The sequence below is a fragment of the Pseudomonas sp. FP1742 genome (assembly GCF_030687145.1).
GTDB classification, from domain to species: Bacteria; Pseudomonadota; Gammaproteobacteria; order Pseudomonadales; family Pseudomonadaceae; genus Aquipseudomonas; species Aquipseudomonas frederiksbergensis_D.
Genome location: NZ_CP117460.1, coordinates 721885 through 737381, shown reverse-complemented (window position 1 = coordinate 737381; position 15497 = coordinate 721885). Strand labels below are relative to the sequence as shown.

The window sequence follows — 15497 nt, the reverse complement described above, 5'->3', positions numbered from 1 at the left end:
TATTCTGGCATCAACCTACGAAGGGATTTCGCCGTGCGCTGGCTCAGGATTGCCATAGGCTTCACCGTCACTCTGCTGACCTTGCTCTGCATGCTCCCGGCCCAGGCCGCGCAAGGCAGTGGCTGGGCGGTATTGCTCGACGAACAGGGCGATCTGCAGCTGAGCGATATCCGCTCCAGCCGCTACACCAATCAATTCAGCCCCACCGAACTCGAACGCCTCACCGCGGCCGGGCCCGAGGGCGCGTTATGGCTGCGTTTCAGGCTCGCACCCGGCAAACACGAACAATTGCTGCGGGTGTTCGCACCGGACCTGTCGCACCTCAATCTGTATGTGCTCGACGGCGACCAGCTGATCGATCAATTGAATACCGGTACCGGGCAGCCCCAGGCTGAACGCCCCCTGCCCAGCAGCGACTTCATGTTGCCGCTGCCACAAAGCGACAAAACCCTCGATGTCTATCTGCGGCTGGTCTCCGAACACCAGTTGCGGCCTTACGTCACCCTGCAATCAGCGATCATGTCCGCGGCCACTCAGAGCCAGACACTGATCTATGGCCTGCTCTTTGGATGCATCGGGATGCTGATCCTGCATAACCTGACGCGTTACGCCTACACCCGTTCGCGCAGCAGCCTCTGGCTGGCGGCATGCGAAGGGTTGCTGCTGCTCAGTCTGGTATTGCTGCTGAACCTGGCCCGGCCATGGTTGCCGAACTGGTCCGCCGTGCAGACGCCCGGCGCCTATCTGGCCTTGCTGCTGACCGCACCTTGCGGCCTGATGTTCGCCTACCGCTTCTTCGCCCCGCTCGGCCCACACCCGCTGAACAAGCTGTTGCTGGGGGACATCCTGATCATCGTGGCCTGCGGCCTGCTGTTGTTGTTCGTCAACACACTGCCGCTGAACCTGATCACGTACGCACTGGTTGCCCTGGCGGGCCTGAGCATGTTGTTCGTCAGCGCCCATCACTGGCAAAAAGGCTATCGCCCGGCGCGCCTGTTCGTGGCGGCCATGGTGGTGTTCAACCTCGGCACATTGATTATCCTGCCGGCACTGCAGGGGTTGACCCTTGTCGCCCCTCAAGGCCTGATCATCACCCTGCTGGTGTTTATCTGTATCAGTGGCCTGCTGATGAGTATTGCCCTGGGCGAGCGACAGCGCAGCATCACCGAAGACCGTTTCAGCGTCAGTCGCGATCTGGCTGCCAGCAATGCCGAAATAAACGCCAAGGCCGAATTCCTGGCGAAAATCAGCCACGAAATCCGCACCCCGATGAATGGCGTGCTGGGCATGACCGAACTGCTGTTGGGCACACCGCTGTCGGTCAAGCAGCGCGACTATGTGCAAACCATCCATAGCGCCGGCAACGAACTGCTGACCCTGATCAACGAAATTCTCGACATCTCCAAGCTCGAGTCCGGGCAGATCGAACTGGACGACGTGCAGTTCGACCTCAATGCCCTGATCGAAGACTGCCTGAGCATCTTCCGCGCCAAGGCCGAGCAGCAGAACATCGAGCTGATCAGTTTTATCCAGCCGCAGGTACCGCGCGTCATCAGTGGTGATCCGACGCGCCTGCGCCAAACCCTGCTGAGCCTGCTGGAAAACGCCCTGAAGAAAACCGAAGAAGGCGAGATTCTGATCGTCGTCGCGCTGGATGAGCGCAGCGCCAAACCGCGGTTGCGTATCGCCGTGCAAGACAGCGGCCCACCGATGGAGGCTGAAGAACGCGACGCACTGATGCACGCTGAATTGCACAGCAAGCACTTCCTTTCGGCCACCAGCCTGGGGGGCAATCTGGGGCTGGTGATTGCCCGGCAGCTGATCCGTTTGATGCAGGGCGAGTTCGGCATCAAGAGCGGCGCCAACCAGGGCAGCACACTGTGGCTGACCCTGCCACTGGACCCGGACCGCCTCGAACATCCGACCTCGGACCTGGACAGCCCGTTGCAAGGCGCACGCGTTCTGGTCGTGGACGACAACGACACCTGTCGCAAGGTGCTGGTGCAGCAGTGCAGCGCCTGGGGCCTGAACGTCAGCGCCGTGCCGTCCGGCAAGGAGGCCCTGGCGCTGCTGCGCACCAAGGCCCACTTGCGCGATTATTTCGACGTGGTCCTGCTGGACCAGAACATGCCCGGCATGACCGGCATGCAACTGGCCGCCAAGATCAAGGAAGACCCGAGCCTGAACCACGACATCCTGCTGATCATGCTCACCGGCATCAGCAACGCGCCGAGCAAGATCATCGCGCGCAACTCCGGGGTCAAGCGCATCCTCGCCAAGCCAGTGGCCGGCTACACCCTCAAGACCACCCTGGCGGACGAGCTGAACCAGCGCAACAAAGGCCCGGCCACTTCGCAGCATCTGCCCACCGGCCCAACCCTTCCGGTCAAGGTCCCCAGCGACTTCCGTATTCTGGTGGCCGAAGACAACAGCATCTCGACCAAGGTCATTCGCGGCATGCTGGGCAAGCTCAACCTGCAACCGGACACCGCCAGCAACGGCGAAGAAGCCCTGGTGGCGATGAAGGCCCAGCGTTACGACCTGGTGTTGATGGACTGCGAAATGCCAGTTCTCGACGGCTTCTCCGCCACCCAGCAATTGCGTGCCTGGGAGGTCGGCAACCAGCGGATTCGCACCCCCGTGGTGGCGCTGACCGCACACATCCTCGCCGAGCACAAAGAGCGCGCGCGCCAGGCCGGCATGGACGGGCACATGGCCAAACCTGTCGAACTGTCGCAGCTGCGCGACCTGATCGAGCATTGGGTTGCCCAGCGCGATCATCAGAATCGTACGGCTTCGACGTTCTGAGCAATCTCCCGTCGCGCGCCGACAACTTTCTAAACCGGCTGATAGACTCCGCTCCAACAATCTCCTGCCACGAGTCGACATCATGCTCCACGTGTTATTCAGCGTTTACCTGAAGATGCTGGTGCTCTACAGCCCGTTCTTCGTGTTGTCCTGTTTCATCAGTCTGTCCCGCGGTTATTCGCGCAAGGAACAACGTCGCCTGGCCTGGAAAGTGGCAATTGCCACACTGGTTTCCAGCGTCTTGCTGTACCTGTTCGGGAGAGTGATATTTGACGTGTTCGGCATTACCGTGGATGCATTTCGTATCGGCGCCGGCAGCGTGCTATTCATCTCGGCGCTGGGCATGGCCCAGGGCAAGTCGGTGGTGCAGACCGATAACGTGCAGCAGGACGTGACCATCGTCCCGCTGACCATCCCCCTGACCGTCGGCCCGGGCACCATCGGTGCGCTGTTGGTGATGGGTGTCAGCCAACCGCACTGGGACGACAAACTCACCGCGATCCTCAGCATTGCCCTGGCTAGTTTCACGGTGGGGGTGGTGCTTTACTTGTCGAACCGCATCGAGCGAATTCTCGGCGACCAGGGCCTGCAGATCGTCAGTCGCTTGATGGGACTTTTTGTCTGTGCACTGGCGGCACAGATCATCTTTACCGGCGTGAAAGGCTATCTGGTGCCCTGAGAGGCGCACAGCTCCGTCATCCCGTGAACGTGGGCCGCGAACGGAATCGTTCGCGGCCTTTTTTCATGAAACCTGCCCCAGTCGCCGCTTAACCTGCGACTGCCGGCTCCGCCAACAGCTCCTGCAGCGTTGCACTGCCGGCTTTTCCTTTCCTGTCGCGCAACCGCGCCACGAACATCGATACCGGATGTGATTGCAGCTTTTCAAACGCAAGGAACACATCACCGCGCAATGCCGGGTCGGCGGAACACACATCGCGGAAGATCAGACTGTGTTCACTGTCCGGGTCAACGATGACCAGATGCTCCTGAACAATCTCGAACTGCAATCTTTGCGGCTCATCGAAGGCCCAGATCAATTTGCCTGGAATGGCCGGCACTTCACCCAGCGCGTGCCGGCAGTCGACGATGACTGAGTCGAGCCTCAGCCAGACAGCCTTCGTCAGGTGACAAGTCACGGCGCCCTGCCCCAATCGCAGAATCAACGTATTGACGTCATCGGGAATCAGCGGCAGGAGATCACCCAAGGTCTTTTCTCCTTCGACAACCAGCACTTCGGCGTTGCGCTGGACATAATCGAACGGCCCGATGCTTCGCCTGTCCGGATACACACGCACCCGTCCTTCCCGGGCCTCATGCAGCAACACATTGACCTGGCCTTGAGTGCCCAACAGCGCATAGTCCGCGGGTAGATCCTTACCGGTAATCCGGATCAGCCGAGCGCTTTGGACGGCATACCACTGCAAGCTGTCGGGTTCGGACTCCACAGATACAAATTCGCCATGCTCCTCCGTTTCCAATAACGCCTGGAGATCTTCGATCAAGTGGTCGCCATGGGCGCTCGCCCAGTCGTGGCTGACGCCGGTGATGATCTCCACCTCTTGATGGCGCAGCTCCAGCAATACGCCGTCAACGGTTGTCCCACGCAAGCCGGCACCCTCGATGGTCACGTCGGCAAAACGCCAATCCGCCCACCTTTGTTGATGAGCCGGCAACCTGTCGTTCAGCAACAGTCGCGAGCCCGTGCCGAATGCCTGATCAAGTTGCTGCGGATCGATGAACATCTGACTCCAGATTTCACCGCTGGACAGATCGAACAGCCAGACCGCCTGATTGTCCGGGGTAACGCCAAGCAGGCGAATTTCCTTGTCGAGCCCCGGATCGCACAGCACCAAGCGGTTATTCACATACCAGGCACACACGTTGCCGTTATCGGCGAAATTGCGCAGACCGACAATGGCAATATTGTTGCCCGGGTAACGCTCGGCAATCGGCTCCAGCGCCTGCCACCACTGGGCACGACCCTTGAGCCACTGCTCGCTCAGGCCGCCCAGCTGCACCTCGCCTTGCGCGCTCAGGTTGAAAAACAGCCCGTCCTCATCGAGTGCCACATAGCCGCTCTCCACGGCCACGACCTGCTTGAGCCCGGCGGGCTGCACCCATTGGTGGGCCCATTGTCCCTTGCCCTCTGTCATGGTCCGTTGCAGTCGGCAAAGGGTCTGGGCGAGCCGGTCGTAAATGAAGAATATGTCGCTGTCGTCGGCCATCGGCAACAGCAGCAGATCGTTCAGGTGCTTGATCGAATCAGCCCAGCCACGCGTGTGTTGAGGCCGGGGCAGGGGATGAATGAGCAACTGATCGCGACTGCGAACCCACGCCATATCTCGCCGATCCGGGTCAAACTTCCAGCAGATCGAAACGTAAGGCGCCGGCTGCCAGTCGACCGTCGTGAAGCCGTCCCGCTCAGGAACTGGATTGAGGGACACATACTTGCCAAACACCGATGACCAGTCGGCCAGCGTTTCACTGGCAAACACCAACGCCTGCAGCTCCCGCGCCATATCGTGAGTCACGGCACTCAACAGCAGTCGCCCTTCATGAATCAGGTAACGGTACTGCCTGGCGGCCTGATTGCCCGCGACGTACTCCTGCACGACATGAATCACACCATGAGCATCCGCTTCGAGGCTGCGAATGGAGCCTTTGCCCTCCTCTAGCAGTAAGCGATAACGATTCTTGAGCAAGCCTGTGGCGGCATCGACCTGCCAGATCTGGTAGCCCTCCGGTTGGTAGAAATAGGCAAAACCCTCAACCACCATCGACAGCTGTGCCTCATCGGCTTCAAGGACGGTTTCGTTGCGGATATACAGGAAACGATCTTCAGCGCAGTCATACCAGGCATTGGTGTAACGGGGCTTGTCCGGCGCCTCGAACGGAATCAGATAACGATGGATCTGCGTGTACGGCAATACCAGTCGATGCTCCTGCGCGAGGCCTTTGTAGTGCGCCAGCAATGCCTGTTCATCGAGTCCTTCAGGCGCTGTCTGCTGGAGAATGTCCAATCGGCGTTTGCCAGGATCAACGCTGAACAACTGCTGATCCGCCACCCGGATCAGCACCTCATGACGACCTTTGCCGGAAATTTTCACATGGACAGTACCTATGTACAGTTCGCCGTAAGGCTCGACGCGAATATCACTTTCACTCGCCCAACTAGCCTGCAACACCCAGCGGCATTGCTTCAGGCTTGGAGAGACAAGACTGATACTTGCACCGGGATTGAGCATCAATGAACAGCTCCCCCCCGCGCCTGTCAGCTCATACGACAGCTTGTCGTGCCAGGCATCCGGCAAAACGGGGACCACCAGTGAACGATCCACCCCATCCAGTTGCACCTCGATGACTGTTTCGCGATACACCGGATTCAGGCGATGGAGGATGTAATGCGACGGAAAGGAATAGAACGTAAACAGAAATAGCCACCGACCATCCGCTTGCTTTTTTTCAAGGCGCCGGGCCGTGTCAAAACCGGGGTCGTGAAATGCGAAGGCAAAAGGCAGCGCCTTGTACTCATAGCCGTAAAAGGTTTGCGGTGTGCATGGCAGCACAATGGTTTGCCCTGTGGGCGGTGCAAATTCTTTTTGACCGGGCAGGTTCAATTCCTGGCGGATATTGATCGCCCGCGTGTAATCAACATCGAAACCCGGCACTCCAAAGTGGTCGTGCAGTGGAAACAGCTTCGGGCTGTCGAGCAGCAACTTGCCAGCACCCAGATCTATGCGCTGGACGATCAGCGAAGGCCGCACGACCCAGGCGCCAACGGTGTGATCGAACCGGTAACCGTGCGAGCGATAACCCCGATCCATGTCGTCGAAGAACTTGCCGACCTCCTCGGCGTCTCGCAAGATGCTGGCAAACCCTTGGGCGAGTGCAGCAACACCAATGGCCAGGCCACCAAGAATCACCCCGGCGCCACCGAGCACCGCAGCGGCGGTCGATGCGCCGGCCAATCCTGCACCGATACCGCCTGCCGTGAGCGCCAGGCTGGCGGTATCGAATGTCAATTGAGTACCGAACTGGGCCTTCTCGACTTCGTTTTGCGCCGTCGACAACTGATAAATATCAAAGCCGACATTGGCCAGCCCCAATACGGCGCCGACACCTTCACCGGCTGCGTGCCCCAAAGCTTCGCCGACGACCGGAGCGCAAGTACGGGCGATGATTTTCTCTTCTCTCAGCGCGGTGCGAACCAACTGCACCAGGCCAACCACATCCACGACGGTGCCATGCGCCAACTGGGCATAGTTGACGTAAGCGTGCAGGCGCACGGCGGTAGTCAGTGTCCGGCCCTCCCCTTCCCGTCCACGCAACGCGTTCATCAACGCCTGAATGGCGAACCCTGCGTTGAGGGTGTGAACACTGCCGACTTCGGTCGGATCCACGACGCCGCCCGTCTCGACCGGTTTACGCGCCAGGGTCGAAAACTGTTCCGACAGCCAATTCTTGATCCGCAACAGACGGTGATCGCCGCTGATCACCTGAACCTCGTGTTCCGGGTCTGACGGATTGATCAGACTCAGCCGATATTTGCCCTCGGGGGTAATTTCCAGTGTTTCGAACAACGGCACCAGCGGCGTTACCGACGCATGCAAGTCCTGCAAACCGACGCTGGCGTGTGCGATCTGCTGTCCCCACCAGTGGCTATCGAGCTCCAGCAAACTGCTGCCCAGGTGCCAATTGTCGACCAGCGATTGCCCACGGGCACTGTTCAGGCGCTGACGAACCGGACGCAGCGGTGCTCCCGGCAACGGTTCGGACTTCAGTAGCTGCTCCACGGCAAATCCGGCAGACAGCCTCAAGACAGACACTTTTTCCCCATGCAGGTCAATCAGGTCAAACTCCGGCCGGGCTTGCGAGCCATAGGCTGCGTAATGCCGCGCCATGCCTTGCTTCAGAAAAAAGTATTCCAGTGCCCGCTTGAACATGGCCGGTTGCTCGAATTCGAACAACGCAAAGTTGGGGTCGTAAAAATGATAAGTGGTGTGATCGCCCTCTACGGTCTTGGCCACCAGCATCGAATGATTGTCGGAGTTAAGCATCAGCGTGCGGCTGCCTTCATGTTGCTCGAGAGCGGCAGTGACCTGATCCAGATCCGCGCGGTCAAGCGGTGCCCCTACATCGTTCAATTGCACATCCCGCAGCTCTTCGAGCGATTGAAGGAAGGTTGCCGAATCAGCTTGGTCGGGATCGATGGCGGACAGATAGAAACGCTCACGCAACTGTCGAGAGGCCACGTCGTCCTGCAGCAGTGCCGCGCTCATCACCAGGGCCAACGGGTAGCACCGGCCGCCAACCGCCTCGCCACCGCTGCGCAGCAGCAGATCCTGGGGAACCAGTTTGATGCTGCTGGCTTCGATCTCGTCGAGTATCTGCCCCACCTTCTCGACGATCTGCATGCGATGTTCAAGGGTGGCCACTTGCTGGATTTGCGCCACATGGCGACCCCACTGGCCCGTCGTCTGCGCCTGTGTCAATGCAGCCTTTTTCAGTTCAAGCGCGCTGCCGGCCGTCCTCGGCGCCGGTTCTGAATCGCTGATCAGACCGACCATGAACCCCGGGGCCTCGCGCTTGTACAGTTGCCGCTCAATGACGGCGTAACGGCCTGAAGCGCCTTGCCCGACCATGCTGTTGGCCAGATTGTCCAGCTCACCGGTGAACTCTACAAAGCGTTGGTTATGCAGTGAGTCCATCCCCAACAACACCCCCAGCGCCAGCCTCTGCAAGGGGGTCGTCTCGACGAAGTGACGGGAGCCATTGGCGATGTCGCTCAGCACCTCGTCGACACCCAGGTTGCGGTTTTGCCCTTGGCTCAGGAAAGCAGGGGCTTGCGATTCGAGGGGCTGATTACGGATTGCCTGGCGATCATCAAAACTCAGCGGCAGTGGAACCTCGAAGCGGATAGCGCCAGTGTGCCCCCGACTCATCGCCGCCATGAACGGCTCGCCCAGCCCTTCGACCAGACGCTCCAGCACGTGGGTCAGCAGCACCGGCCGCTCTTCGATCACCGGCCAGCCCTGCTCGAACTCAATCGTCGGGCCTTTGAGTAATTGCCCGATATCGCCGCTGTAACGGGTCTTGTATTGGCCTTCCTGCCAGCGTTTCTGCTCATTACCGACCCATTTATCAGGGTCGGTTTCATTGTCCTTCCAGGAATGGTCCAGTTCTTCTTCGGTGGCGCGGTTGACCGACGCGTAGCGCGCGATGGCGGCCTCCTTGCGCACGGTCTCAGCCACCGAGGGGGTAAAGTGGGCTCTTGCGTAATCGGCCATGCCATCACGCACGGCTCCAGGGCCGGTCAGATAAATAGTCCCTTCGCTCTGAAGCCGAATGCCGTCGCGAAAGTAGGTCGCAATGGCATCGATCAGAAACCCTGCAAATATTTCCTCTTCCATCGACAGCTCAATCAGCGGCCCATACGTTCCTTCCACCACTTCCTGCACCAGCGGCGCCATGGCATCAACATCGCTCAAAGCAATGCCTCGTCGGGCGGCCAACCGGTTCGAAGCCTCAATCACCTCATAGTTGAACCGGAAACGCTCGAGCACGGTTTGCAGAATCGTCGAGCGGGGATGCGCCATCAGAAATGCATTCGTTATCGAACTGCCTTCCGACGCCGCTCGCAGCATAAAGGGTCGGGCCAACCGATCCGCCGGTGGCTGAAATACCTCACTCAGGCCCGGCCGGCTTTTTACAAAAGCCTCCAGTGCCGGCAAATGCTCAGGGGGAATTGTCTCGATGTAACTGGAGGATGCCCGACGCCCAGGCATCCATTCGGGATTGTCATTGAGCAATAACTGCAAAATCCCCAAATGCGCATCGGAACCCAAACCGTGGAGATCGACTCCGCCCAGCGTTCTCGATAACGGCGGCAGGTTATCCACATCGGCATAGATGCCACCTTCGCCAAACAGAACTTCAACACGCACCACATCGGACGCCGCCGCCAGATTGCCGCGCAATCGCATTTCCTGTTCGTAGATGCCCTGTAATTGCAACGGCACCTCGGCCGCATCAAGATCGCGCAATTGGAAACCGTTCATGTCCTGCACACTGCGGTGATTGCTTTCCTTCAACGCTTGCAGCTGCGCCGCATCCTGGCCGTAGGCCCGGGTCAGCAGGTCCATCCGTGCCTCGTCGGCTGATTCACCGTTTGCCACTGCCGCATTGATGTGTGCGTACATCTGTTGCTTCAGAACAATGGCGCGTTCCTCATACAGGGTCGCCAGCTCATCTTCGGAGATACTTTTGTCTGCGACCTGCATCAGGGCATGCGCCTTGGCGGCTTCTACAATCAGTTTGTTGGTTTGATAAGCCAGCAGCGCATCGCTGTCATACCAGAGATTGAGGGTGTAGCCATGCTCGGCCAACACCTGTTTCCACAGGTTGAGGTAATCGCGCTGTATGGCGCCGAGACCGCCACCGAGCCAGACAAAATGCAACACCTTGGGAACTTCCGTCGCCACTGTGTTCATCTGCTCGACACTGAACCGAAGACGCGACTCATACCGTTCGACTTCGTCATGTATCTGCGATAGTGGCATCGCGGTGTCGTCAGCATTGCCCGGCGTCTGCGAATCAAGATTGCGCTTGACCCGATTGTTGCCCAGCAACAGTGTCAGCGTGTGTTTGAATAACCCTAACGGTTCGAGCAGTCTTGGCGACTCCAGCAGCCCCACACAGGCAAAGTAATAACGCAATAGTTCCTCGTAGTGTGGACTGTCTTTATGCGACGACAATCCGCGCTCAAGATCCGCCAGTTTGAAAAGACTGACAAAATCAACATAACCATCCTTGTTCCGGCGCTCAATATCGTCCATACGTACCCCGTTACTGTTTCGATAATTATCAACAAATAGACCAACCAATAAGCACAGACACTCAAACAGCAGAGCATCTAAAACCTTGATTTGAAAGTTGAAAACTACGCTTTGAAACAGGCAAGCTCAAACAGGAAAAAATTCAATTGATTTCAATAAAACAGAAACAAAATATTCAACCACATGCACTACCGACACCAAAAGTTACTTAACACCTCGCCAATAAACATGAAACTACTGCCCACTCAAACAAACCTGCCACGCACACAACAATGCAAAATATTTAATATTTCCGAATAAATAAAACAAGACATTAGTGACCGAAAAAAGACGACAGGCAACCGCGCCAAATCCCATGACAGCCGCTGAAAAGGACGACACGTTCAAACGTGGAAAAAACCATCCCGAGCACTGGGATTCCAGCGCGGTGAAGTGACGGAAAAGACCGCGGCCCCGAAGGGCCGCTGGCTATCAGGATGCCGGCTTTTCACCGTACCAGCGTGGCGTATACACCCAATCACCACCCTCGGCACGAGGGAACGCGCAGGTGGTGGACGAGCCGACGAGCACCATGGTGCGCATGTCCACTTGATCCGGGGTCAACGCCCCCAGGGTGGTCGTGCGCAAGGTCTGTCCCGGTCGGCCGATATCCCGTCCCAGCACCACCGGCGTTTCAGGTTTGCGATGCTGCGCGACGATCTCCAGCGCACGCCCCAACTGCCATGGCCGTGAACGTGAGATCGGGTTATAGAACGCCAGGGCCAGGTCCGCTTCGGCGGCCAGGTCCAGACGCTTTTCGATGATCGACCACGGCTTGAGGTTGTCCGACAGGGACATCACGCAGAAGTCATGCCCCAGCGGCGCACCGGCCTGGGCAGCGGTGGCGAGCGACGCGGAGACGCCCGGCAGGATCTCCAGCTCGACAGTGTGCCAGGCCGGGTCACTCGACTCGTGCAAGGCTTCGAGCACCGCCGCCGCCATCGCGAACACGCCCGGGTCGCCTGAGGACACCACGATCACCGAACGGCCCCGGGCCGCCAGTTCGAAGGCGTGGCGGGCACGCTGCATTTCTTCACGGTTGTCGGTGCAATGCAGCACCTGATCCGCGCGGAAGGGACCGGCCATGCGCACGTAGGTTTCGTAGCCGAGCACATCGGTGGCCCGGGCCAATTCGGCCTTGACGGCGGGCACCATCAGTTCGGCGGCGCCCGGTCCGAGGCCGATCACGGCCAGACGCCCGCGTGGGCGGCCGATTTGCGTGAGGTCCAGCGGCTGTTCGGTCACGGCCACAGCCGCATTGTTTGTCGTTGCGATGATCGTCGCCTCGGGCACCGCGCTACGGGCCAATGCGCCGATGTCGCTCGCCGGCGCGACAAAACGCAGCGGCACTCCCAGCGCAATGGCCGCTTCATGCAACGCCGGGCTGGCCATTTCAGTGTCAGCCGCCACCAGACAGGCCAGCGCCTGCACCGCGATGTTCGCTTGCTGTAACGCCGCGCGAACAGCGCTCGGCAAATCCGCCGCGGCAGCACCAATCGCCACCGCAACACTGCGCGGATAAATCACCAGCTCATTGGCACTCGCCTCACGGGCGTCGCTGCCGACATGGATCGAACGCTGCGCCAGCGGATCTTCCACCAACTGCGCCTGCTGCAGCCACGGCGCCGCGCCTTCGATGCGCACGCTGTGCCCGGCGAGCAAATCAGAGACAAAACGCTTGCCCAGTTCCAGATCGCCAAGGGCGTAACCGCTTGGCGGATTGAGCAGGCAGGTGCCAAAGCGCAGTTCACCGCTGGTGGTGATCGCCGCGGCGACCTGCAAACCGGCAGCGATCTTGCGCGCCATGACGTTCACGCCACCGAGGCCACCGAGCAAGGGCACCACCGCGCTGCCGTCTTCGGCCACGGCCAGCACCGGCGGCTCGGCGCCCTTTTCCAGCAACAGCGCCGCCAGGGTGCGAATGACGATCCCCGCCGCGCACAGGGCAATGATCGGCGTGTCCTGCTGATACAGCTCGCGCAGGGTCGCGCCGAATTCGGGATAAGTGCGGTCGGCGCCCTCGACCCTTCCGGCCAGGCCGTGGATCAACGCGGCCGGATACACCTGTTGAATGCGGCGGGCAGTGGCCAGACTGCCCTGGCCGAGAATGACGATTGCGGGCGTGGAATGAGTCATCAGCCTTGCCACCGCTCGCCGGGAACGATGATCAGCGAGAAATACGGCGAGGACATCGGCTCGACCTGATCCAGCGGCACGATTTTCTGGTTGGCCATGGTCGCGCGCTCGACGTACAGCGCACGCTCTGCCAGACCGAGTTCTTCGAGCACCTGACGGACCTTGGGAAAGTTGCGCCCCAGTTTCATGATCACTGCCGCATCGGCATCGGCCAGGCGACGCTTGAGGTCTTCGTGGGGCAGCACGCCGGACAACACCGACAGGCTCTGATTGCGATACACCAGCGGTGCACCGAGTACCGAGGCACCGCCGAGCATCGAGCAGACACCCGGCACGACTTCGGCTTCGTAACGCTCGGCCAGTCGATCGTGCAGGTACATGTAGGAGCCGTAGAAGAACGGATCGCCTTCGCAGATCACCGCCACATCACGGCCGGCGTCCAGATGCGCGGCGAGTTGTTCAGCGGCCGTATCGTAGAAATCGCTGATCACTTGTTCATACGACAACGGCGCCGGCAGCGCTTCGGTGGTCACCGGATAAACCAGCGGCAGCAGGGTTTGTGGATCTTGCAGATGCGCTTCGATGATGCCGAACGCATTACCCTTCTTGCCCTTGGCGACGAAGTACGCCACCACCGGCGATTCGCGCAGCAGGCGCAAAGCTTTGACGGTAATCAGTTCCGGATCACCGGGGCCGACGCCCAGGCCAATCAAACGTCCAGGTTGCTGCATCATTCGATCTCCGTGGCGAGGGCATTGACGGCGGCGGCGGCCATGGCGCTACCGCCCAGCCGGCCTTGCATGATGACGAAAGGCACGCCACGGCTGTCCGCCGCGAGCATCGCCTTGGATTCGGCGGCGCCGACGAAGCCCACCGGGAAGCCGAGAATCAGTGCCGGCTTCGGCGCGCCGGCATCGAGCATTTCCAACAGATAAAACAGTGCGGTCGGTGCGTTGCCGATCACCACCACGCTGCCTTCCAGATGCGGGCGCCACAGCTCCAACGCGGCGGCGGAACGGGTATTGCCCAACTCGCGGGCAAGCTCCGGCACGCTGTCGTCGCGCAGGGTGCAGATCACCGGGTTGTTGGCCGGCAAACGCGCGCGGGTCACGCCCTCGCTGACCATCCGCGCGTCGCACAGAATCGGCGCGCCAGCGGCCAGCGCATCGCGCCCGGCCTTGCCGGCGCCTTCGGAAAACTGCAGACCATCGATGGCCTCGACCATGCCGCAGGCGTGGATCACCCGCACGGCGAGTTTCTCCAGATCGGCCGGAATACGCGCAAGGTTGGCCTCGGCGCGAATGATCGCGAAGGAGTTGCGATAGATCTCCTGACCGTCGCGGATGTAATCAAGCATCAAGGGAACTCCGTGAGCGGGCGTCGAGCAAGGCTGCGACCGCTTCAATAGTAAGGTTGTGTGCGTGCAGGGCGCCGAAACCCGGCTGCCCTGCATCGCGAAAATAGAGGTCGTAGTGACCAGGGGCGACAGCCAGCAGCGTGACCGGTGCTACATGGGCCGCGGCGCAGGAACGCTGGCAGCCGGACAAATGCACTGCTTGATCGTGACGTTGCAACAGCGCGGCCAATTGCATGGCGTCGCTCTTGGTATCGGCCAGGCCCTTGCCGCAGCCAGCGGAACCGGTGCAGGCGATCAACCGTGACAAAGGCTGATCAGCGCCACATAGCAGGCCCAGTTGCTCCAGACGCCTAATCACTTCAGGCGCCCGCTCTTTGCGAACGTTGGGCAGCAACAGACTTTGCCATGGAGTGAAACGCAGACTCGCGTCGCCGAATTCCCACGCCAGTTGCGCCACGCCCCTGAGCATGACGGGATCGAGCCGCCCCAAAGGCGGGACGGCGCCGACATAGACGTATTCGGTTCCAGCCTGTGGATGATCGCCGATGTGCAGGGCACCTGGGGTCAACAAGCGCTGCCAATCGGTAATCGACTTCAAGGGCACACGCTCGGCCAGGCGAGCGAGAAACTCTGCGAGTGGATACTCGGCCAACAAATGACGCATCCGTGTTTGATCTGGACGCGCCAGGTCGAGAAACAACTCCAGCACCGCTACCACCAGTGCGTGCCCCTGCTCGCGTGACACCGCGCCTGCGGGCCTGTCCGTAGGGCAACCCGCCAGACCGAACGCCAGCAACAGCTCGCCATTTCGCTCAGCAGCAGACAACCACAGATCATGCGGGTGTTCGAGCATCGCCAACGCCTCGCCGCCATCGAGTTGCACGGCAAACTTGGCGCTGAGTTCGTGGAAACGTTCGTGACTCTGCAGCGTGGTGAGAATCTGCTCCGCCAGCGCATGCGTGTCGAAGAGCATGTGCCGATCAATCCCGGCGGTCGGGCTGAGCATCAGATTGCGCACATCGTCGCCCGCCGCGGTACGCGGCCCCAACCCTGCGGCGAGCAGGCTGTCGATCAATGCCGCCTGTTCACGGCCGATCCCGCGAATCTGCAGGTTGGCCCGGTTGGTCGCCTCGATCACGCCCCCGGCAAAGCGTTCGGCCGCGCTGGCCACCGCTTCAGCCTGGGCCGCGCTGATCGAGCCGCCGTTCAATTTGATCCGGCAGATACCGCCATCCAGCGCCGGGACAATACGCAGCAACCCCGGGCAAGCCGAGGGGCGTAAGGCGGAAGACATCGGGCGTTCGTTCAAAGGGGCGACCGGC

Annotated in this window: 7 protein-coding genes; 2 read left to right on the top strand and 5 right to left on the bottom strand. The window is 60.3% G+C overall.

The annotated features are described in order from the left end of the window. The first annotated feature begins 33 nt into the window (after nucleotides 1-33). A complete protein-coding gene (locus PSH64_RS03200) occupies nucleotides 34-2808 on the top strand; it encodes a hybrid sensor histidine kinase/response regulator (protein WP_305479885.1) in 2775 nt (924 codons plus the stop codon). Between the two features lie 82 nt (nucleotides 2809-2890). Further along, complete coding sequence (locus PSH64_RS03195; RefSeq protein ID WP_018928428.1) at nucleotides 2891-3487, top strand: MarC family protein; 597 nt, start codon at nucleotides 2891-2893, stop codon at nucleotides 3485-3487. 88 nt (nucleotides 3488-3575) lie between these two features. Here PSH64_RS03195 and PSH64_RS03190 read toward each other — a convergent pair whose 3' ends face one another. The 5 genes from PSH64_RS03190 to cobG all read right to left on the bottom strand — a co-directional run bounded on the left by PSH64_RS03190 (nucleotide 3576) and on the right by cobG (nucleotide 15469). Beyond that, the gene (locus PSH64_RS03190; RefSeq protein ID WP_305479884.1) at nucleotides 3576-10643 is read right to left on the bottom strand and encodes a TcdA/TcdB pore-forming domain-containing protein; all 7068 of its coding nucleotides are present in this window, start codon (nucleotides 10641-10643) and stop codon (nucleotides 3576-3578) included. A gap of 471 nt (nucleotides 10644-11114) precedes the next feature. Continuing rightward, the gene (gene cobJ, locus PSH64_RS03185) at nucleotides 11115-12818 is read right to left on the bottom strand and encodes a precorrin-3B C(17)-methyltransferase (RefSeq protein WP_305479883.1); all 1704 of its coding nucleotides are present in this window, start codon (nucleotides 12816-12818) and stop codon (nucleotides 11115-11117) included. Then, nucleotides 12818-13549, bottom strand: a complete 732-nt coding sequence (locus PSH64_RS03180) for a precorrin-2 C(20)-methyltransferase (protein WP_018928431.1) — start codon at nucleotides 13547-13549, stop codon at nucleotides 12818-12820. Before PSH64_RS03180 ends, cobJ begins: the two co-directional genes overlap by 1 nt. Continuing rightward, entirely contained in the window at nucleotides 13549-14175 is a 627-nt protein-coding gene (locus tag PSH64_RS03175) for a precorrin-8X methylmutase (protein ID WP_007937188.1), read from the bottom strand. Before PSH64_RS03175 ends, PSH64_RS03180 begins: the two co-directional genes overlap by 1 nt. Continuing rightward, nucleotides 14168-15469, bottom strand: a complete 1302-nt coding sequence (gene cobG / locus PSH64_RS03170; RefSeq protein ID WP_305479882.1) for a precorrin-3B synthase — start codon at nucleotides 15467-15469, stop codon at nucleotides 14168-14170. The genes PSH64_RS03175 and cobG overlap by 8 nt, the downstream gene beginning before the upstream one ends. Nucleotides 15470-15497 lie beyond the last annotated feature (28 nt).

Coding starts and splice junctions, on each gene's coding strand:
- PSH64_RS03195 (WP_018928428.1), top strand. CDS start 2,891: ATGCTCCACGTGTTATTCAGCGTTTACCTGAAGATGCTGGTGCTCTAC.
- PSH64_RS03190 (WP_305479884.1), bottom strand. CDS start 10,643: ATGGACGATATTGAGCGCCGGAACAAGGATGGTTATGTTGATTTTGTC.
- cobJ (WP_305479883.1), bottom strand. CDS start 12,818: ATGACTCATTCCACGCCCGCAATCGTCATTCTCGGCCAGGGCAGTCTG.
- PSH64_RS03180 (WP_018928431.1), bottom strand. CDS start 13,549: ATGCAGCAACCTGGACGTTTGATTGGCCTGGGCGTCGGCCCCGGTGAT.
- PSH64_RS03175 (WP_007937188.1), bottom strand. CDS start 14,175: ATGCTTGATTACATCCGCGACGGTCAGGAGATCTATCGCAACTCCTTC.
- cobG (WP_305479882.1), bottom strand. CDS start 15,469: ATGTCTTCCGCCTTACGCCCCTCGGCTTGCCCGGGGTTGCTGCGTATT.